Annotated in this window: 17 protein-coding genes; all 17 read left to right on the top strand. The window is 46.2% G+C overall.

Annotation, left to right across the window (positions count from 1 at the left end; translation table 11 throughout):
• The first annotated feature begins 53 nt into the window (after positions 1 to 53).
• The 17 genes from GN277_RS16145 (at position 54) to GN277_RS16065 (ending at position 19297) form a co-directional block, all read left to right on the top strand.
• Positions 54 to 1244 carry an FtsW/RodA/SpoVE family cell cycle protein gene (locus tag GN277_RS16145; protein WP_159751911.1) on the top strand — a complete coding sequence of 397 codons (1191 nt, stop codon included), beginning with the start codon at positions 54 to 56 and terminating at the stop codon, positions 1242 to 1244.
• A 129-nt stretch (positions 1245 to 1373) separates the two neighbouring features.
• A complete protein-coding gene (locus GN277_RS16140; RefSeq protein WP_159751910.1) occupies positions 1374 to 2213 on the top strand; it encodes a DegV family protein in 840 nt (279 codons plus the stop codon).
• Between the two features lie 96 nt (positions 2214 to 2309).
• The gene (locus GN277_RS16135; RefSeq protein WP_159756837.1) at positions 2310 to 2564 is read left to right on the top strand and encodes a hypothetical protein; all 255 of its coding nucleotides are present in this window, start codon (positions 2310 to 2312) and stop codon (positions 2562 to 2564) included.
• Between the two features lie 294 nt (positions 2565 to 2858).
• On the top strand, positions 2859 to 3299 hold the full coding sequence (gene mraZ / locus GN277_RS16130) for a division/cell wall cluster transcriptional repressor MraZ (protein WP_159751909.1): 441 nt from the start codon (positions 2859 to 2861) through the stop codon (positions 3297 to 3299).
• Positions 3300 to 3314: 15 nt separating this feature from the next.
• The gene (rsmH, locus tag GN277_RS16125; protein ID WP_159751908.1) at positions 3315 to 4250 is read left to right on the top strand and encodes a 16S rRNA (cytosine(1402)-N(4))-methyltransferase RsmH; all 936 of its coding nucleotides are present in this window, start codon (positions 3315 to 3317) and stop codon (positions 4248 to 4250) included.
• Positions 4251 to 4290: 40 nt separating this feature from the next.
• On the top strand, positions 4291 to 4821 hold the full coding sequence (locus tag GN277_RS16120; protein WP_159751907.1) for a hypothetical protein: 531 nt from the start codon (positions 4291 to 4293) through the stop codon (positions 4819 to 4821).
• Positions 4822 to 4830: 9 nt separating this feature from the next.
• Positions 4831 to 6684 (top strand): peptidoglycan D,D-transpeptidase FtsI family protein, encoded by a 1854-nt coding sequence (locus GN277_RS16115; RefSeq protein WP_159751906.1) that lies wholly within the window; start codon positions 4831 to 4833, stop codon positions 6682 to 6684.
• A gap of 79 nt (positions 6685 to 6763) precedes the next feature.
• Positions 6764 to 8488, top strand: a complete 1725-nt coding sequence (locus GN277_RS16110) for a peptidoglycan D,D-transpeptidase FtsI family protein (protein ID WP_159751905.1) — start codon at positions 6764 to 6766, stop codon at positions 8486 to 8488.
• A gap of 63 nt (positions 8489 to 8551) precedes the next feature.
• Positions 8552 to 9508: a phospho-N-acetylmuramoyl-pentapeptide-transferase gene (gene mraY / locus GN277_RS16105; protein WP_159751904.1), complete on the top strand. Its 957-nt coding sequence runs from the start codon at positions 8552 to 8554 to the stop codon at positions 9506 to 9508.
• A 15-nt stretch (positions 9509 to 9523) separates the two neighbouring features.
• Positions 9524 to 10873 carry a UDP-N-acetylmuramoyl-L-alanine--D-glutamate ligase gene (murD, locus tag GN277_RS16100; RefSeq protein WP_159751903.1) on the top strand — a complete coding sequence of 450 codons (1350 nt, stop codon included), beginning with the start codon at positions 9524 to 9526 and terminating at the stop codon, positions 10871 to 10873.
• Positions 10874 to 10886: 13 nt separating this feature from the next.
• On the top strand, positions 10887 to 11969 hold the full coding sequence (locus GN277_RS16095) for an FtsW/RodA/SpoVE family cell cycle protein (protein ID WP_159751902.1): 1083 nt from the start codon (positions 10887 to 10889) through the stop codon (positions 11967 to 11969).
• A 13-nt stretch (positions 11970 to 11982) separates the two neighbouring features.
• Entirely contained in the window at positions 11983 to 12825 is an 843-nt protein-coding gene (locus tag GN277_RS16090; RefSeq protein WP_159751901.1) for a cell division protein FtsQ/DivIB, read from the top strand.
• A 218-nt stretch (positions 12826 to 13043) separates the two neighbouring features.
• The gene (gene ftsZ / locus GN277_RS16085; protein WP_159751900.1) at positions 13044 to 14294 is read left to right on the top strand and encodes a cell division protein FtsZ; all 1251 of its coding nucleotides are present in this window, start codon (positions 13044 to 13046) and stop codon (positions 14292 to 14294) included.
• 443 nt (positions 14295 to 14737) lie between these two features.
• On the top strand, positions 14738 to 15565 hold the full coding sequence (locus GN277_RS16080; RefSeq protein WP_159751899.1) for a sigma-E processing peptidase SpoIIGA: 828 nt from the start codon (positions 14738 to 14740) through the stop codon (positions 15563 to 15565).
• On the top strand, positions 15531 to 16271 hold the full coding sequence (sigE, locus tag GN277_RS16075; protein WP_159751898.1) for an RNA polymerase sporulation sigma factor SigE: 741 nt from the start codon (positions 15531 to 15533) through the stop codon (positions 16269 to 16271). Before GN277_RS16080 ends, sigE begins: the two co-directional genes overlap by 35 nt.
• A 69-nt stretch (positions 16272 to 16340) precedes the next feature.
• On the top strand, positions 16341 to 17948 hold the full coding sequence (locus GN277_RS16070) for an MBL fold metallo-hydrolase RNA specificity domain-containing protein (RefSeq protein WP_159751897.1): 1608 nt from the start codon (positions 16341 to 16343) through the stop codon (positions 17946 to 17948).
• A 164-nt stretch (positions 17949 to 18112) separates the two neighbouring features.
• On the top strand, positions 18113 to 19297 hold the full coding sequence (locus GN277_RS16065; protein WP_159751896.1) for an ATP-binding protein: 1185 nt from the start codon (positions 18113 to 18115) through the stop codon (positions 19295 to 19297).
• Positions 19298 to 19565: the final 268 nt, after the last annotated feature.

The raw sequence follows: 19565 nt of genomic DNA, 5'->3' as shown, positions 1-19565 counted from the left end.
GTTGTTTTTGGGGCCGTATCTGAGTATAATAGATACGATGGGAGTGTAAATATATGGCAAAGAAACAAAGAGTAAGAAAACAAAAAGCAGGGAAAACAAGGGACAGAGAGAAAAGAAGCGGGAATATCATTCGTTTCTTTGATTTTAACCTGCTTACCGTTCTGATATTCCTGATTTGTTTTGGACTGGTTATGCTGTACAGCACCACGGCGTACAGCGCCCTGGTGGAGCATGAGGACAGTATGTACTACTTTAAGCGGCAGCTTATATTCTATGGGGCAGGCTTTGTGGGTATGTATGTTGTGGAGAAGATAGATTATCACGTGTATATCAAATGGGCGAAGTTAATCTATTTCTTTTCTATATTTATGATGGCTTTGGTGCAGACGCCTCTTGGAAAAGAAGTCAAGGGGGCAAGGAGATGGATTCGCCTGCCTTTTGGACAGCAGTTACAGCCGGCAGAGATTGCAAAGATTGCGATTATCTTATTTATTCCCGTTTTAATCTGTAATTTAGGTAAGGAGATTAAGACATGGAGGGGAATACAGAAGGTGCTTTTATGGGGCGGCTTCTCGGCGGTCTGTGTTCTGGTTCTGACAGACAACTTAAGTACAGCGATTATCGTGATGGGGATTACCTGTATCATGATTTTTGTAGTCCATCCTAAGACCAAGCCTTTTGTCATACTTGCCGTGGTGGGCTTGGCCTGTGTGATAGCAGGAGTTAAGGTTTTAGGAACCATGCTTGAGACCAGTAAGAATTTCCGGCTGCGACGGATTCTTGTGTGGCTGAATCCAGAGGGACATGCTGAGGACGGAGGTTACCAGGTGCTGCAGGGCTTATATGCGGTAGGTTCAGGGGGATTCTTTGGGAAGGGATTAGGGAACAGTGCGCAGAAAATGATTATGCCGGAGGTTCAGAATGATATGATACTTTCCATTGTCTGTGAGGAGCTTGGGGTTTTCGGCGTGATTATTGTATTGGTTTTGTTTGGCCTTCTACTGTACAGACTGATGTTTGTGGCTCAGAATGCGCCGGATATGTACGGCTCGCTGGTGGTGACAGGGATTTTTGCCCATGTTGCTCTCCAGGTTGTGCTGAACATTGCCGTTGTGACAAACCTGATTCCAACGACAGGAATTACCCTGCCTTTTATCAGTTATGGAGGGACGTCGAGTCTGTTTCTGATGGTGGAAATGGGAGTTGCCCTTGGGGTGTCCAGAAGAATTAAAATCAGTGAATAAAATACTTTCTTTTCCGGTATAAATATGGTATGATAAATGATGTAGTATTGAAAACTACATATTATAGAATTTAATGACATGCCAAGCGATATATGAACCGCATGAGTAGAGCATGACGGGAGGATGAAGATGAGTTATAAGATTATAGTAGACAGTTGTGGAGAGCTGACTAAGGAGATGAAAGGGTCAGAATGTTTTGAGACGGCATCACTGGAGATTGATGTGGACGATTACCATATTATAGATGACGAGACCTTTGACCAGGCGGATTTTTTAAAGCGGGTGGCGGCATCTCCCACATCTCCTAAGTCCTCCTGTCCGTCACCGGAGAGATATATGGAAGGGTACCGCTGTGAGGCGGACCATGTCTATGCGGTTACGTTGTCTGCAGAGCTTAGTGGTTCTTATAACAGTGCTATTCTGGGAAAGAATCTCTATCATGAGGAATATGGAGACAAGGATATCTATGTATTTAATTCACGCTCGGCATCCATCGGTGAGACGCTGATTGCCATGAAGATTGCGGAATGTGAAGAACAGGGCATGGAATTTGCCCAGGTTGTGGAGACGGTAGAGGCTTACATCAGCGGACAGCACACCTATTTTGTATTGGAGACGCTGGATACTCTGCGTAAGAACGGCAGGCTTAAGGGCGTCAAGGCAGTCGTGGCAACGGCCCTTAATATCAAGCCGGTTATGGGTGCGACGCCGGAGGGAACCATTTTGCAGCTTGGGCAGGCGCGAGGAGTAAAGAAGGCGCTGGCTAAGATGACGGATGAGATTGTGAAGGATTTGAAGAACTCCAAGGAGAAGATACTGGCTATTTCCCACTGTAATTGTCGGGAGCGTGCGGAGTATGTGCGGGAGATATTGATGGAGAAGGCGGAGTTTAAGGATTCGCTGATTTTGGATACGGCGGGCATCAGCAGTATGTATGCTGCGGATGGCGGTGTAATTGTGGTTGTATAATTTTTTGATTTGTGGTAGAATGAATTCTGATGCAGACTGCATGAGATAGGTAATATTATGTGCAGATATCAGAGTGAGAAGGAGAAATCAGAGATCATGAGTCAGGAGAAGGTTGACAGATATAAACAGGAAAAAGCGAACCGCAAGAAGAATATGAAGAAGGAGAAGGCTCAGAATACCCTTCGCAAGTGTGTTGTAGTGGTTGTGGGAGTCGTGCTGATTGGATGGATCGGCTATTCTGCGTATGGAACCTATGAGGCGAAGAAGCCAAAGCAGGAGGCCCAGCTTGACTATTCTGCATTAACGGGAATGGGAACCGAGCTTGAGAAGGTAAACGGGTCAGCACAGTAGGTTGGCCGATAAAGAAAAAGGGTGAATTCTATCCAAAAGTGTATTTAAGGATAGTAAGGGACTGTTGCAGTCCCTTTTTTTGCGCCGTAAAACAGGAGTTACAGCGTCCTTTTTTTAGGCGTAAACAGCAGTTCGATTACTGATTTTTCATTTTTGTGCAAATTCCCAAAAAAACAAAAAAGGGTTGAAATACTCAAAAAAGTGGTTTACAATGGTTTCAAGTGGTAGAGAGTGGTAAAAAGTGGAACAAAGTGGTGAGAAAGTGGTGCCACTTGGAAGAAGGTGTGTTCATACATGTTAAGGGGGGAGTATAGCCATAATATAGATACTAAGGGCAGATTGATCATTCCTGCGAAGTTTCGTGAAGATCTAGGGGAGAATTTCTTCATAACCAAAGGGATGGAGAAGTGCCTGTATGTATACCCGGAGAATGAATGGAACCTTTTTGAAGAGAAGCTGAACAAACTACCTACTACGACTGACAAGAAAGCCCGTGACCTTGCCCACTTTTTTCAGGGGAGTGCTATAGAGGGAGAATTGGACAAGCAAGGAAGAACCTTGATTCCTTCTGGTCTGAGAACATTTGCGCATCTGGAAAAAGAGGTAGTATTTATCGGTATGGGGAAGCGTGCCGAGATTTGGGACAAGGCGAGATGGGATGCAAAGAATGCTGAATTGGAAGAAAACATTGAGGATATTGCGTCCGATATGGAAGCCAGCGGATTTAGTATCTGATAAGAGGGAGAGGATATGGAATTCCAGCACAAATCAGTATTGTTACAGGAGACAATCGATGGATTATCCATCAGACCAGACGGTATTTATGTAGACGGTACACTGGGAGGAGGCGGTCATAGCCTTGAGGTGTGCAGGCGTCTGGGACCAAAGGGGAGTATTATAGGAATAGACCAGGATGCCGCTGCCATTGAGGCGGCAGGTATTCGACTCAAAGACTTCGGGGAGAAGGTCACTATAGTCAGGAGTAACTATTGTGACATGAAGTCAAGACTCCATGAATTAGGAATTGATAAGGTTGATGGAATTATCCTTGACCTGGGCGTATCATCGTACCAGTTGGATACGGCAAAACGGGGGTTTTCCTACCGAGAGGACGCGCCGCTGGATATGCGGATGGATACCAGGCAGAAGATGACGGCCAGAGACATTGTCAATGACTATGAAGAAAAAGAGCTTTACCGTGTCATCCGAGATTACGGGGAGGATAAGTTTGCGAAGAATATCGCCAGACATATCGTAATCGAGCGCGGGAGAGCGCCAATCGAGACGACGGGCCAACTGACGGAGATTGTAAGAAGAGCCATACCGATGAAGTTTCAGAAGAAGTCGGGACATCCGGCAAAGCGGACGTTTCAGGCAATTCGTATTGAACTGAATCGAGAATTGGAGGTCTTGCGTGAGTCATTGGACGACATGATCGAATTGCTTACGCCAGGAGGGAGGTTATGTATCATAACATTCCACTCACTGGAGGACAGGATCGTAAAGAGTGCATTTAAGAAGAATGAGCATCCGTGCACCTGTCCATCGGATTTTCCTGTATGTGTATGCGGGAAAGTCTCAAAGGGGAGTATTGTTACTAAAAAGCCGATTTTGCCGGACGAGGAGGAGCTTAAGGAGAACAGCCGCGCAAAGAGCGCGAAGCTTCGGATTTTTGAACGGGCATAAGGAAATCGGGCAGGACATTTGACGGGAAGGGGTGACTTACATGGCGGTAAAGAATCGTGCCAATCGAGGGCAGCAGTACAGAAGACGGGGAAGCCAGGCGCCATATGTTTACGGAAATGTGGCGGTGGAGGTGGAGCCGGCGTACCATGAGCAGTCACCTGAAAGACCGAAGAAGAAGGTAAGTAAGCAGGTTTTAAAGAACAGGAAACAGGCGCTTCATATGAATTCCGCCTATGTGATTTTCCTTACTGTGGCGGCAGTTACAGCAGTCATTGTGTGTGTGAACTATGTGAAGCTTCAGTCACGTATTACGGATCGATCAAAGAACATCACAGCCATGCAAAAAGAGCTGGCTAACTTAAAAGAAGAGAATAACGCCAAGTATAATGCTGTGATGGATTCCGTGAATCTTGACGAGATCAGAGAACGGGCCCAGAATCAGCTAGGCATGGTCTATGCGTCTCCTGAGCAGATTGTAGAATATGATAATCCGGCGACGGATTATGTCAGACAGCTTGAGGAGATCCCAGATGACGGTGTGCTTGCCCAGTCAGGTAAACGCAGCAGATAGAGGTGTGACATGGCGAAAAATACAAAGAGTTTATTGCGGACAAAATTTACAAAATTCATGCAGAAAAAGCTGGTATTATTGTTTGTGACGATTATACTGGCTTTTGTTATCTTAGTGGGAAGGATTACTTATATCAATGCCTCCAACGGTTCGGACTATACCAAAATCGTGCTTGACAGGCAGCAGTATGACAGCAGGACGATTCCCTTTAAGCGGGGGGATATTGTGGACCGCAACGGGACGAAGATTGCCACCAGTGAGCGGGTATACAACGTGATTTTGGACGTCCAGTATATGCTAAGCGACAAGGATTATATCGAGCCCACCATTGGGGTGCTTCGGGACTGTTTTGGGATTGAGGAGGCAACGGTACGCCAGATTATAGAAGAAAAGCCCACCAGCAGATACAGCATCCTTAGAAAAAGCGTGGATTATGAGACAGCCCAGGCGTTTGCGGCAGTTGACGCAGACGAGGAGAATTATCCTAATGTCAAAGGAATCTGGCTGGAAGACGACTATATCAGGAAGTATCCTTACAATACCTTAGCCAGCGACGTAATTGGCTTTACGGTGAATGGAAATGTGGGAAGCTGTGGGATTGAGGCGTCCTACAATTCCATCCTCAACGGGACGGACGGAAAAGAATACGGGTATCTGGATGAGGATTCTACCTTTGAGCGGACGGTGAAGGAGCCGACCACAGGGAATACGGTGGTTTCTACCATTGATTTGCAGGTGCAGAACATTGTGGAGAAGCATATCCTTGCGTTTAATGAGGCTCACAAGAATGAGGCTAGGCCAGGAGAGGGCAGCAAGAATACGGCGGTTCTCATTATGAATCCCCAGAATGGGGAGATTCTTGCAGAGGCGTCTTATCCCAACTTCGATTTGAACCAGCCAAGAGACTTGTCGAAATATTATGGGGCGGAAACTATAGAGGCCATGTCTGAGGAGGAGAAGGTAGAAAAATACAATGAGCTTTGGAATAATTTCTGCGTCAGCGAGCCCTATGAGCCAGGCTCCACCTTTAAGCCCTTTACCATAGCGGCGGGACTGGAGACGGGAATTCTGACAGGAGAGGAGAACTATTCCTGCGGAGGGGTGATGCATGTAGGAGACCATGATATCCACTGTAACAACCGAAACGGCCATGGGGCCCAGACGTTAAAGCAGTCCCTTGAGAATTCCTGCAATGTGGCGCTGATGCAGATTGGGCAGAGCCTGGGCAAAGAGGAATTCAGCAGATACCAGGAGTTGTTCGGCTTCGGGGAGTCTACGGGAATTGATTTGCCAAGGGAGTCTACAGGAATACTCTATGATGTGGAGAATATGGATTCAGCCAGTCTGGCAACCAATGCCTTTGGCCAGAATTTTAATACAACCATGACACAGCTTGCGGCGTCCTTCTGCTCACTGATTAACGGGGGAAATTACTATAAGCCCCGTGTGGTAAGGCAGATTTGGGATGAGAACGGAGACTTGGTGGAGAATAAGAATCCTGTGGTGCTTAGAAGGACCGTTTCCAAGGAGACCAGCGAGCTTCTTAAGGATTATATGCTTGGCGTTGTGGAGGAGGGAACCGGAAAATCGGCGGCAGTCGAAGGATATGACCTGGGTGGAAAGACGGGTACAGCGGAAAAGCTGCCCCGTTCGGCAAATAATTATCTATTGTCGTTTATCGGTTACGCGCCTCAGGAGAATCCTCAGGTGATGGTTTATGTGATTGTGGATGAGCCGAATGTAGCGAAACAGGAGGTATGCGCCTATGCAATTCAGCTTGCGGCTGATATTATGAGAGAGGTATTCCCTTATCTGGGGATTGAGAAGGCGGCGGCTGATGCTGTGTTAGAAGCAGGAAACTAAGGATATTCGGACATAGGATTCATAACCTTGCAAAAGCAGTAATAAATTATACAAACAGCTTTTGCGAGGTTTTTACATTATGAAGAATAAAACATATAACAAGAGGAAGATATTGGTTGTATTCGTCGTTGCCGCCATAATCATCCTGGCGTTGGTGGGGAGGCTTATCTACCTGATGGTATTTGATGCAAAATATTATCAGAAGAAGGCAGAGGATCTCCATGAGAGGGAACGGGAGATTAAAGCTGCCCGCGGAGAGATTCTGGACGCCCGCGGAGAAGTGCTTGCCACCAACAAGACGGTCTGCACCATATCCGTGATTCACAGCCAGATCCGTGAGCCGGAGAAGGTAATCAAAACCTTGGCGGAGGCTCTTGAGATGGACGAGGCAGTTGTCCGTAAGCGTGTGGAGAAGGTGTCCTCCATGGAGAGGATTAAGACGAATGTGGATAAGGAGACAGGGGACAACATCCGTAATATGGAATTAGACGGCGTGAAGGTAGACGAGGATTTCAAACGCTACTATCCTTACAATGAGCTTGCCTCCAAGGTTCTTGGCTTCACAGGAGGAGATAACCAGGGAATCATTGGGCTTGAGGTGAAGTACGAAGAATATCTGAAAGGAAAGAATGGGACGATTCTAACCACCACAGACGCCAGGGGAGTGGAGTTAAACGGTGTCGCAGAGGATCGGGTGGAGCCTGTGGCCGGCAATACGCTGCAGATTAGCATAGACTATAATATTCAGATGTACGCCCAGCAGATGGCTGAGAAGGTCATGGAGGAAAAACAGGCGGACAAAGTGGGAATCCTGCTGATGAACCCTCAGAACGGGGAGATTCTTGCCATGGTAAATGTGCCAGAGTTCAATCTCAACGACCCATTTACCCTGAATAGCGGTGCAGACAGCGCCTCCATGTCGGACGAGGAGCGCCAGAATGCGTTGAACCAGATGTGGAGGAACGGCTGCATTAACGATACCTATGAGCCAGGCTCTACCTTCAAGGCAATCACAGCGTCCGCCTGTCTGGAGGCAGGGGCAGTCAGGCTTGAGGATACTTTTAGCTGTCCGGGCTATCGGGTGGTGGAGGATCGAAAAATCCGCTGTCATAAAGTGGGCGGCCATGGGGGAGAGAATTTTGTCCAGGGCATCCAGAATTCCTGTAATCCTGTGTTCATCGATATTGGGCTTCGGCTTGGGACCGACAATTTCTACAAGTATTTTAAGCAGTTCGGACTGATGGACTTGACCGGTGTAGACCTTCCGGGAGAGGCGGGCACCATTATGCATAAGAAGGAAAATGTAGGAATGGTAGAGCTGGCGACCATGAGTTTTGGACAGTCTTTTCAAGTGACGCCCATGCAGATGGCAACCACCTTCAGCGCTCTGATCAACGGAGGAAGAAGGGTGACGCCTCATTTCGGCGTGCGTATTCTTGACGGGCAGGGGAAAGAGGTGGAGGAATTCAAGTATGAAGAGGAGAAAGGGATTGTTTCTGCGGAAACCTCGGCAACCATGAGGATGCTGCTTGAGAGCGTCGTGTCTGAGGGATCAGGTAAGAACGCGTATATTGAGGGTTATTCCATTGGCGGAAAGACAGCGACCTCACAGACCCTGCCCAGAAGCGCTAACAAATACATTTCTTCTTTTATCGGCTTTGCGCCGGCAGACAATCCCCAGGTGCTTGGGATGTGCGTCATTTATAATCCTCAGGGAATCTATTACGGGGGAACTATTGCGGCGCCGGTAATACGGAATATATTTGAGAGCATATTGCCTTATCTTGGCATTGAAAAAGAGTAGGAAATGAAGTATACTAGGGTAGTTAAAATTTATAATTAACGAAAGAGATAAAGAGGTGGATATATGGATTATAGTGTATTGATTCCAGTGCTGATTGCATTTGCGCTGAGTGTGGTGATGGGGCCGTTAATCATCCCTGTGCTCAGAAAATTAAAGATGGGCCAGACGGAGAGGGAGGAGGGGGTGAAGTCTCACCTCAAGAAAGCCGGTACGCCGACCATGGGAGGCGTCATCATTCTTTTAAGCGTGGTGGTCACGTCGGTCATTTACATCAAGGATTATCCCAAGATCATTCCGATTCTATTTGTGACTCTTGGCTTTGGAATCATCGGATTTCTGGACGATTATCTGAAAGTGGTGATGAAGCGTTCGGACGGCTTGTTCCCAAAACAGAAGATGGCTCTGCAGATTGTGGTGACAGCAATATTCGCATTTTATATGATTAAGTTTACGGATGTATCCCTGGCCATGTTGATTCCTTTTTCTGGCGGAAGATACTGGAACATTGGTTGGCTCGCGATTCCGCTTATGTTTTTTGCAGTAATCGGGACTGTGAACGGCGTAAATTTCACAGACGGTCTGGACGGTCTGGCCTCCAGCGTCACCGTGTTGGTGGCTACATTTTTTACGGTGGTGGCAATCGGGACCAAAAGCGGCATCGAGCCGGTTACCTGTGCTGTGGTGGGCGCTTTGCTTGGCTTCCTCTTATTTAATGTATATCCTGCCAGCGTATTTATGGGAGACACTGGCTCCCTTGCCCTGGGAGGATTTGTCGCATCCACAGCTTACATGCTGCAGATGCCGATTTTCATTATTATTGTGGGGCTTATTTATCTGGTGGAAGTGTTGTCGGTTATGATACAGGTGACATATTTTAAGAAAACAGGCGGCAAGCGGATTTTTAAGATGGCGCCCATACATCATCATTTCGAGCTGTGCGGATGGTCGGAGACGAGAGTGGTAGCGGTATTTTCCATTATTACGGCCCTTCTCTGTTTGATTGCGCTGATGGCTATGTAGGAGGAGACATGGAATATGGAAGTAACGAAGAAGAAGGTTCTGGTATTCGGCTCAGGAATCAGCGGTATTGGAGCGGCAAAGCTTTTGGAGACTTGTGGGGCGGAGGTAGTGCTCTATGACGGCAACGAGAAGCTTAGTGAGGCTGAGCTTCACAGTAAACTGGGGGAAGGAAGCCAGGCGCAGATTGTGCTCGGCGCTTTTCCTGAGGAATTATACGGTGCTCTGGATATTGTAATCCTAAGTCCGGGAGTTCCGACTGACCTTCCCATTGTGAATCGGATGAGGGAGCAGGGAATACTGATTACAGGAGAGGTAGAGCTTGCTTATGAAGCAGGAAAGGGGGATGTGCTTGCCATTACGGGAACCAATGGGAAGACAACCACTACAGCTTTACTTGGCGAGATTATGGGGAATTATAGAAAGACCTTTGTGGTGGGCAATATCGGCAATCCTTATACAACTGCTGTTTCTTTGATGGATGAGGCTTCCGTTACGGTTGCGGAGATGAGCAGCTTTCAGTTGGAGACTATCATAGATTTTCGTCCCAGGGTCAGCGCTATCTTAAATTTTACTCCGGATCACTTAAACCGCCATCACACTATGGAGGCATATGTAAATGCCAAGAAGAATATAGCCAGGAACCAGACGGAGGAGGATTACTGTATTCTGAACTATGAGGACCCTCTTACACGGGAATTTGGTGAAAATATACGGGCTCAGGTTCTATATTTCAGCAGCCGGCGTAAACTAGAAAAGGGTATCTATCTTGAGGACGGCAATATTATTTACCATAATGACAGAAAGAGTTGTATCTGTGGGGTGGATGAGCTGAAGCTTCTGGGAACCCACAACTATGAAAATGTCATGGCGGCTGCGGCAATGGCTTTAGTGTACGGTGTGCCTGAGGAGATAGTCAGAAATAGCGTGCTGGCTTTCAAGGGAGTAGAGCATCGGATTGAGTATGTGACGGAGAAGAACGGAGTTGTCTTCTATAACGATTCTAAGGGAACGAATCCGGATGCTGCCATCAAGGGAATTCAGGCTATGAACCGCCCTACCGTATTGATTGGCGGCGGATATGACAAGGATTCTGTGTATACAGATTGGATTAACAGTTTTGACGGGAAAGTAAAGAAATTGATTTTGGTGGGAGAGACGAAGGAGAAGATTGCCAGGGACGCGCTTGCCTGCGGCTTCAAAGATTATCAGTTTGCCGATACCTTTGAGGAGGCTGTGCTTGGTGCAGCGCAAGCGGCAAAAGCGGGAGATGCAGTCCTTCTGTCGCCTGCATGCGCCAGTTGGGGGATGTTCCCGAACTTTGAGGTACGTGGAGAGAAGTTCAAAGAGATTGTAAATTCCTTATAAGGAGTGGCATATATTGACACCGTCTAAAAACAGAGAGTTTGATTATACGCTTCTTACCGCGTTATTTCTGCTTGTGATTACGGGACTTGTAATCCTCTACAGTACCAGTGCCTACAATGGGGACGTAAAGTTCCATGACTCGTTTTACTATTTAAAGAAGCAGGTTTTTGCGACATTGCTTGGAATCGCCGGAATGTTCGTGGTTGCTAATATGGATTATCATGTATGGCGGCATTTCGCCGTTCTTGGATATCTGACGGCGATCCTTTTATCAGTGGCAGTCTTGTTCATAGGTGATGAGATTAACGGTTCCAAAAGATGGCTGTCTTTGGGACCGTTATCCTTTCAGCCGTCGGAGTTCGCCAAGGTTGCGTTGATTCTATTCCTTGCCCAGATGGTGACGAGGAATGTGAAGGATATTGGGAAAATGCGTACCATGCTGAAGATTATGCTAATGATTCTTCCGGTGGTGGGCCTTGTGGGGGCCAGCAATTTAAGTACAGCCATCATTATTCTGGGGATTGGCGTTATATTGATTTTCGTGGCAAGCCCTAAGTACGGACAGTTTATTTTCATGGGGCTTCTGGGCGTGGGGTTCATGGCCGTGTTCCTGGCGCTTGAGAGTTATCGCTTAGAGCGTCTTGCAATCTGGCGGAATCCGGAAGCCTATGAGAAGGGCTATCAGACGCTGCAGGGGTTGTATGCCATCGGGTCAGGCGGCTTGTTTGGGCGTGGTCTTGGGGAGAGTATCCAGAAGCTTGGTTTTGTTCCGGAGGCGCAGAACGACATGATTTTTTCTATTATCTGCGAGGAACTGGGCTTGTTTGGCGCAGGGTTTGTGTTGATTCTGTTTCTGATTTTAATCTGGAGATTTTTTGTGATTGCGACTCATGCAGCCGATTTGTTCGGTGCGCTAATCGCCACGGGAGCTATGGGACATATGATGATTCAGGTAATCCTGAATATTGCGGTGGTTACGAATACCATACCGAATACGGGGATTACGCTGCCCTTTATCAGCTATGGCGGAACTTCGGTCATGTTTTTGCTGGTGGAGATGGGGCTTGTGTTAAGCGTATCATCCTGGGTAAAATAGGGGAGTATAAGAAATGGGTAACAGGAGAAGAAGGAAGAAAAAGTCACATAGGATATATGCGTTTATCGTTCTATTTCTTGGTTTGGCGATTATTGCGGCAATCATCTTTCTTTTGTTCTATGTCCAGAAGATTGAGGTTAAGGGAAACGATTATGTGACTGAGAAGGAAATCATCGAAACGGTTCAGAATGACGATTTTTCGGTTAATGCATTGTATATTTTGGGGAAATATGCTTTGGGAAAAGGGAAGACGCTGCCTTGTCTGGAGCAGATGAAGGTGCGCCTGAAAGCCCCGTGGAGCGTTAAGATTGAGGTAAAGGAAAAGCCCATTGTGGGATACATACAGAATGGAGAGCTTTATGATTATTTCGATAAGGAGGGGCTGGTGGTGCTGGAATCGTCTGCGCTGATTGAGGGGGTTCCCTATATTGAAGGGATTGGACTTGGAGAGGTGAAGCTGTATGAGCATCTTAGGAGTAAGAACACCAAAATCTTTGAGCAGATTCTTGAGACCTCCAGAGAGATTACAAAACATGACCTTAAGCCGGACCGGATTGTGTGCGAGGAGGACGTAATCTGCCTCTATGTAGGGAGAATCCGGATTCGTCTTGGAAAGAATGTGTCGGCTGTGCAGATTGCGCAGATTGCGCCAATCCTTGAAAAGATTGGGGATAAGGAGGGGACGCTTCATCTGGAAAATTACTCTGAGGTTCAGGGAACTATTACCTTCGAGGAGGGTGCGCTTCCTCAGGATATTCCTGCTGAAGTGGAGGGAGAGCTAGAGGATTCTTTAGAGGACTCCCAGGAGCTCTCGAATCAAACCCAGGAGGCACAGGCTGCAGGAATTACCGAATGATTTTTTTAGAGCCGGATTGAGACGGGAATGGAAGAATCACAGGATTATGTGGGTCTTTCAAAGAAAAGCGAGAATAAAATTGAGAAAAATAGAGGAATTCTATTGATATTTTGCACAAAAGTCTATATTATATAGTATATATGGCAAAGAACACATTTCATTTGCTTTATGTGTGGGATGTATAATATATAATAAGGATAACAAAGGAGGAGAAACCCTTGCTAGAAATTAAAACGAATGAATCAGAAGCTGCGGCGAAGATAATTGTTGTTGGAGTCGGCGGCGGCGGCAATAATGCTGTGAACCGAATGATCGATGAGCAGATTGCCGGTGTTGAGTTTATTGCTATTAATACAGATAAGCAGGCGCTCCAGTTATGTAAGGCGCCGACGCTTATGCAGATTGGTGAGAAGATTACAAAGGGGCTTGGAGCAGGTGCAAGGCCTGAGATTGGCGAGAAGGCTGCAGAGGAGAGCGCGGAGGAAGTGTCCTCTGCTCTTAAGGGGGCGGACATGGTGTTCGTAACCTGCGGTATGGGCGGCGGTACGGGAACCGGCGCGACGCCTGTGGTTGCGCGGATTGCCAAGGAGCTTGGGGCGCTGACAGTCGGCGTAGTGACGAAGCCCTTCCGTTTTGAGTCCAAGACGCGTATGAACAATGCGCTGTCAGGAATCGAGAAGCTTAAAGAGAGTGTGGACACTCTGATTGTAATTCCCAACGATAAGCTACTTGAGGTGGTGGACAGGCGTACCACCATGCCTGAGGCGCTTAAGAAGGCGGATGAGGTATTGCAGCAAGGTATCCAGGGTATTACCGACCTGATTAATGTACCGGCTCTCATTAACCTTGACTTTGCGGATGTTCAGACAGTAATGACGGACAAGGGTATTGCACATATCGGGATCGGACAGGGCCGCGGCGACGACAAAGCCCTTGAGGCTGTTAAGCAGGCTGTATCAAGTCCGTTGCTTGAGACGACCATCGCAGGTGCATCCCACGTTATTATTAATGTATCCGGAGATATTACACTTATGGACGCGTCTGACGCGGCTGAGTATGTGCAGGAACTTGCAGGTGAGGATGCGAACATTATCTTCGGTGCTATGTATGACGATGCCAGGACAGATGAGGCTACCATTACCGTAATCGCAACCGGACTCCACAATGTAGGAGGAAGCGCATCCAAGCTGAAATCAAGGCTTGAGACGCCAAGGAACGGCGGCGGTATGGGTCATCCGGCCGGCGGTATGGGCGGTATGCAGCAGGGCGGATATGACAGGTCTATGCAGCAGGGCGGACCGGCTGCACCAAGGCTGGACTTTGGAATGGGGGGCATGAAGAACAGCGGTGCTTCAGCAATGCCCAGGCGTCCTGTAGGCGGAACAGCGCCTTCTTTGGATACACCAAGGACTCCCTCCAGTAAGGTGAAGGAGCAGTCAATTAAGATACCGGATTTCTTTAAGAAGTAAGGGTGTTGTCCTTTTTGGCAGATGAATAGAGTTCCATAAAAGATTCGGACACATGGAAGTGTGTTCGGGTCTTTTTGTGGTTTTATAGATAAATGATATAGAGTCACTTTTTTGGAAGTCTGTCTTTTCGGGAGTATTTGACAAAATCTGCCATTAGATAACAGAAATCTCCAATTATTTCCAGCAATTTGCAGTTTATTCTCTTATAATTCTTTCTTTTATGTCAAAAAAAGATACAAAGTCTTGTGCCTCAAATCGAGGAATTCCCACAAATTCATTTTCTATCAAACTACATCTTGTGGTGGACTCGGTCTGTCGAACGAAAATTGGGATTCGTCCCACCATCTGACAAAATCTTTTTGCCGTGGCTCGTATAATTAATCTTGCTTAAGTAATAAATCGATTTCGTGTCACTGATCGTATCCAAAGAAAGAAGGTGGAGTGTGCATTATGAGTTGTACATAGACGTGTTTTTTCTGGAAAATTTTGCAATGGACTTTATCCTGCTTGCGGTGGTGCGCAAGATGCTCGGAAACAACGAGGCATACTGGAGAGTTTGTCTTGGGGCACTTTTCGGGGCGCTTCTGACCTGCCTTGCCGTTGCCCTGCCTGTTCCATATGCGTCTGTGAAACTCATACTACTCCATGGACTGGCAAATATAGTAATGGTCAAGACAGGGCTTAAGACCCAGGGATTTAAAGAGCTTTTTAGGGCGTGGATTCTGCTCTATATCAGCGGCTTCCTTTTAGGCGGGGTCTTCGGGTTCCTCAAACAGTATGTGCGCTTAGGAAGCCTCTTTTTGGCACTGGCAGTCGCCAGCTACTATATCGTATCTGGTATCTGGAGTTTGGTGGTGTACTTAGGAAGGCAGAGCAGGTATAGGTGTCAGGTGGTGCTGCAAGTGGGCGCAAAAAGGGTTATCGTACAGGCATTGATTGATACGGGTAACTGTCTGAAGGACGATATTACGGGAAAGCCAGTCAGCATTATTGACAAAAATGTAATCAAGAAACTATGGGGAGAAAATGACATAGCAGGAATACGTTATATTTCATATCACTCTATCGGAAAAGCGGAAGGTGTAATGCCATTAGTAACGCTGGATGGGATGTATGTATGCAGAAAAGAAAAGGAATGGATTGAGAAACCGCTGGCAGCCATCTGTGAGGGAGATTTGACGGCTGACCGTTATGAGATGATTTTGAATCCTGATGTCTTAATAGGAGGGATAGACTATGGTAATAAGAGTTGCAGTACCGCATCAATTTAAACTGAAGGTAGTTCCGGATTTTCGGACATTATTTTTTCCGGATAAGAAGGACGTCCACTATATCGGTGGCTCAGATATTCTGCCCGCCCCGCTGAATACCAGCGAGGAGACGGCGGCAATCAACGACTTAGGTTCAGAGGACGACGAGTCGGCCAGGAAAATACTGATTGAGCACAATTTAAGGCTTGTGGTTTACATTGCGAAAAAATTTGACAATACAGGGGTGGGGGTGGAGGATTTGATTTCCATCGGAACGATTGGACTAATCAAGGCCATTAATACATTTAACCCAGAAAAGAATATTAAGCTTGCCACCTATGCGTCCCGCTGTATTGAAAATGAGATTCTCATGTATCTGCGCAGAAATAATAAGACTAAGATGGAGGTATCCATCGACGAGCCGTTAAATGTGGATTGGGACGGCAATGAGCTGCTTCTGTCGGACATTCTGGGGACGGAGGAGGATACGATTTATAAGGATTTGGAAAATGAAGTTGAGAGGAAGCTGCTGATTAAGGCAATCAGCCGTCTATCAGGGAGAGAAAGGACGATTATCAAAATGCGGTTTGGTCTGGGGATGCCGGACGGGGAGGAACGAACCCAGAAGGAGGTGGCAGATATTCTTGGAATTTCCCAGTCCTACATATCAAGGCTTGAAAAGAAGATTATGCAGAGATTGAAACGGGAGATGGTAAAGTATTCATAAAAGATGCAAAGTATTCATAGAAAGAGACCCCGAATAATGATATAATGAAAAGAAAAAGGGGTTGGAGGTATGAAACTTGAGTTTATTGGGGCGGCCCACGAGGTAACCGGCAGCTGCCATTACCTGAATGCATGCGGAAAGAATATTTTGATTGACTGTGGGTTGGAGCAGGGACCCGACCTGTATGAGAATCAGGAGCTGCCAGTTCCTGCCAGTGAGATTGACTATGTTCTTTTGACACATGCGCATATCGATCACTCCGGCAAGATTCCCCTTCTGTGCAGACAGGGATTTGCGGGAGAGATTGTTACAACATTTGCCACATCGGACCTTTGTAACATCATGCTCCGTGACAGCGCCCACATTCAGGAATTTGAGGCTGAGTGGAGGAATCGAAAAGGCAGGAGAAGCGGGGAGGCTCTTTTTGAGCCGTTGTATACCATGGAGGATGCCGACGCTGCCATCAAGCTTTTGGCGCCCTGCGATTATGAGCAGCGGATTACCCTATGCGATGGGATTGACGTACAGTTTCATGACATGGGGCATCTCTTAGGCTCGGCCAGCATTGAGGTCTGGGTTACGGAGGAGAAAGTCACGAAGAAGATCGTTTTCTCCGGCGACGTGGGAAATGCTAATCAGCCGATTATTAAAGAGCCAAAGAAGGTGAAGGAGGCGGACTACATTGTGATTGAGTCCACCTACGGCGACCGGACTCACGGGGATGTGCTTCCGGATTATATCGGTGAATTTACCAGGATTTTAAGGGAGACTTTTGCCAAGGGAGGAAATGTGGTCATTCCCTCCTTTGCGGTAGGGCGCACTCAGGAGATTCTATATTTTATCAGGGATATTAAGGAGAGGGAGCTTTTACCGGAATTCCCTGGATTTGAGGTCTATGTGGACAGTCCGCTGGCGATTGGGGCGACCAATGTATTTAACAAAAATGTGAAGTCCTGTTTTGACGAGGAGGCCATGGCTTTAGTAGAAAAGGGGATTAACCCTCTTTTATTTCCAGGACTTAAGACTACCATTACCAGCGACGAGTCTCGTATGATTAATTTTGATGAGAAACCTAAGGTAATCCTGTCTGCATCCGGTATGTGTGAAGCAGGACGGATTCGGCACCATCTGAAGCACAATCTGTGGCGTTCTGAGTGTACCATCTGTTTCGTGGGTTATCAGGCTGTTGGGACTCTGGGACGTAAGCTGATTGAGGGCGCTGAGAGTGTGAAGCTGTTTGGGGAAAATATTACGGTGAACGCGAAGATTGAAACTCTTAAGGGCATCAGCGGCCATGCGGATATGAACGGTCTTTTAGATTGGCTTGATGGGTTCGAGAAAAGGCCGGAGAGAGTAATTGTGGTTCACGGCGAGGATCAGGTGACGGAGAATTTTGCCAGTCTGGTGGAGGAGAGGCTAGGGTATCCGGCGTTTGCGCCCTATTCAGGCGGGACCATTGACTTGATGAACAATGAGATTCTGACAGAAGGGGTGAAGGCTCCGAAAAAGGCGGTGGAGAAGCCGGCGAGAACCCGTGCTGCACAGGCGTTCCAGCGTGTGGTTGCAGCGGCAAAGAGGCTGCTTGAGGTGGTGTATAAGAACGAAGGGCTGGCCAATAAGGAGTTGGCGAAGTTTGAGACGCAGATTCAGAATTTGGCGGATAAGTGGGATCGGTGAGAGTGAGATAGGTAAAGAGGCGTTACTGGAAAGGGTGGTAACGCCTTTTGCTGTGAATGACTTAAAAGTCTAGCAAAGTCTATTGAGTTAGTATGCGTATTTCGACGTATATTTATTGACAGTTATGTAGATATATGCAATAATGAGGCTGGAGGTGGAAAGCTATGTTTAAGGTGAATCCATACAGACCTGGCGCGGGCTTGATGCCGATGTATCTTGCCGGACGTGACGAAGATATAGAGAATATAACACAGATGTTTCTTGCCCTTACAATGAATATTCCAACCCAATCCATTATTTTTAGCGGACTGAGGGGCGCTGGTAAAACGGTACTGATTAACCGATTACAGAAAATAGCAGAAGATAAAGATATTTTTTGCAGGCATATTGTAGTGGAGGAACGAAACGACTTCATTTCCCAGATTGCAGCCTGTTCGCAGGCGTTTCTGCGAAAAGTGAGCGCTAAAGAGAGGTTTAGGAATCTGATACAAAAACCCTTGGATGCCATAAAAGCTTTAGTCATATCTTTTGACCCGAATGATAATACATTTTCTTTATCTTTGCAAGAAAAGGAATTGTACAGCTCTACTAATTTGACACAAAGTTTAACAGAAGTGTTTGTCACAATAGGAGAGACGGCATATAAAACGGAAATTCCAATCTGCTTTTTTATAGATGAGATACAGTATATGAAGTCTGAAGAGTTAGGCTCTTTGATAGCTGCTTTACACCGTACGAATCAGTTAGGCTATCCAATAATGATTATAGGCGCGGGTCTGCCTAAAATCTACAAAATGCTTTCGGACGAAAAGTCGTATTCTGAGAGATTGTTTTTATATAAAGAAATCGGGTCCTTAACGAGAGAACAAGCTAAAAAAGCGATTGAAGAACCGGCAAAAAAATTTGGCGTGTTCTATTCGGACAGTGCAATCGACAAAATTGTCAATGTCACAAATGGCTATCCGTTTTTTATACAGCAATTATGCAAGATTGTTTTTCACAGCACAGATGGGGATTTCATAGATATTGATGATATCAAGGAGCATATTCCTGTATTTTTTGATACATTGGACACAGGCTTTTTTAAGGTGAGATATGAGAGATGCTCAGATGGAGATAAAAAATTCATATTTGCAATGGTGAAATGTGATGAGTTGCCATGCACGATTTCTAATATTGCAAAGAAGCTGGATAAAAGAGTGAAAACGATTTCACCGACCAGAGCTCAGTTGATTAATAAGGGGATTATATATCCGGTTAGACATTCAGAATTAGATTTTACTGTACCGGAGTTTAGCGGGTTTATTAAACGGGCCGATGAATATATTCAGTGGTGCGAGGAGAGGTAGACAGGATTTTTAAAAATTTCAGAAAAGCGAAGATTAAAAAAATCGTAGAGTAGAATACTCTGCGATTTTTTGCTTTAACAGCATAATTATTATAACCACCTAAAACTAATAAATCAACACTTAATTTACTTTTGTAAAAATTTGTTGCAAATCACAAAAGAAAATCAAACAAAAAAGTCTATGTATTTGAATTTATTATCAGGAAAAATCTGTATTTATCTTTGAAACTCATTTAATTATCTATAAATTTTACCCCAAAATTTTCGCA

Origin of the sequence: Sporofaciens musculi, assembly GCF_009830285.1 — a bacterium.
Classification (GTDB): domain Bacteria; phylum Bacillota; class Clostridia; order Lachnospirales; family Lachnospiraceae; genus Sporofaciens; species Sporofaciens musculi.
The sequence above is the reverse complement of the archived record's forward strand: the minus strand, read 5'-3'. Positions and strand labels throughout refer to the sequence as shown.

What these genes read in the sequence shown, in the direction of transcription:
- GN277_RS16145 (WP_159751911.1), top strand. Translation starts at nt 54, where the DNA reads ATGGCAAAGAAACAAAGAGTAAGAAAACAAAAAGCAGGGAAAACAAGG.
- GN277_RS16140 (WP_159751910.1), top strand. Translation starts at nt 1,374, where the DNA reads ATGAGTTATAAGATTATAGTAGACAGTTGTGGAGAGCTGACTAAGGAG.
- GN277_RS16135 (WP_159756837.1), top strand. Translation starts at nt 2,310, where the DNA reads ATGAGTCAGGAGAAGGTTGACAGATATAAACAGGAAAAAGCGAACCGC.
- mraZ (WP_159751909.1), top strand. Translation starts at nt 2,859, where the DNA reads ATGTTAAGGGGGGAGTATAGCCATAATATAGATACTAAGGGCAGATTG.
- rsmH (WP_159751908.1), top strand. Translation starts at nt 3,315, where the DNA reads ATGGAATTCCAGCACAAATCAGTATTGTTACAGGAGACAATCGATGGA.
- GN277_RS16120 (WP_159751907.1), top strand. Translation starts at nt 4,291, where the DNA reads ATGGCGGTAAAGAATCGTGCCAATCGAGGGCAGCAGTACAGAAGACGG.
- GN277_RS16115 (WP_159751906.1), top strand. Translation starts at nt 4,831, where the DNA reads ATGGCGAAAAATACAAAGAGTTTATTGCGGACAAAATTTACAAAATTC.
- GN277_RS16110 (WP_159751905.1), top strand. Translation starts at nt 6,764, where the DNA reads ATGAAGAATAAAACATATAACAAGAGGAAGATATTGGTTGTATTCGTC.
- mraY (WP_159751904.1), top strand. Translation starts at nt 8,552, where the DNA reads ATGGATTATAGTGTATTGATTCCAGTGCTGATTGCATTTGCGCTGAGT.
- murD (WP_159751903.1), top strand. Translation starts at nt 9,524, where the DNA reads ATGGAAGTAACGAAGAAGAAGGTTCTGGTATTCGGCTCAGGAATCAGC.
- GN277_RS16090 (WP_159751901.1), top strand. Translation starts at nt 11,983, where the DNA reads ATGGGTAACAGGAGAAGAAGGAAGAAAAAGTCACATAGGATATATGCG.
- sigE (WP_159751898.1), top strand. Translation starts at nt 15,531, where the DNA reads ATGGTAATAAGAGTTGCAGTACCGCATCAATTTAAACTGAAGGTAGTT.
- GN277_RS16070 (WP_159751897.1), top strand. Translation starts at nt 16,341, where the DNA reads ATGAAACTTGAGTTTATTGGGGCGGCCCACGAGGTAACCGGCAGCTGC.
- GN277_RS16065 (WP_159751896.1), top strand. Translation starts at nt 18,113, where the DNA reads ATGTTTAAGGTGAATCCATACAGACCTGGCGCGGGCTTGATGCCGATG.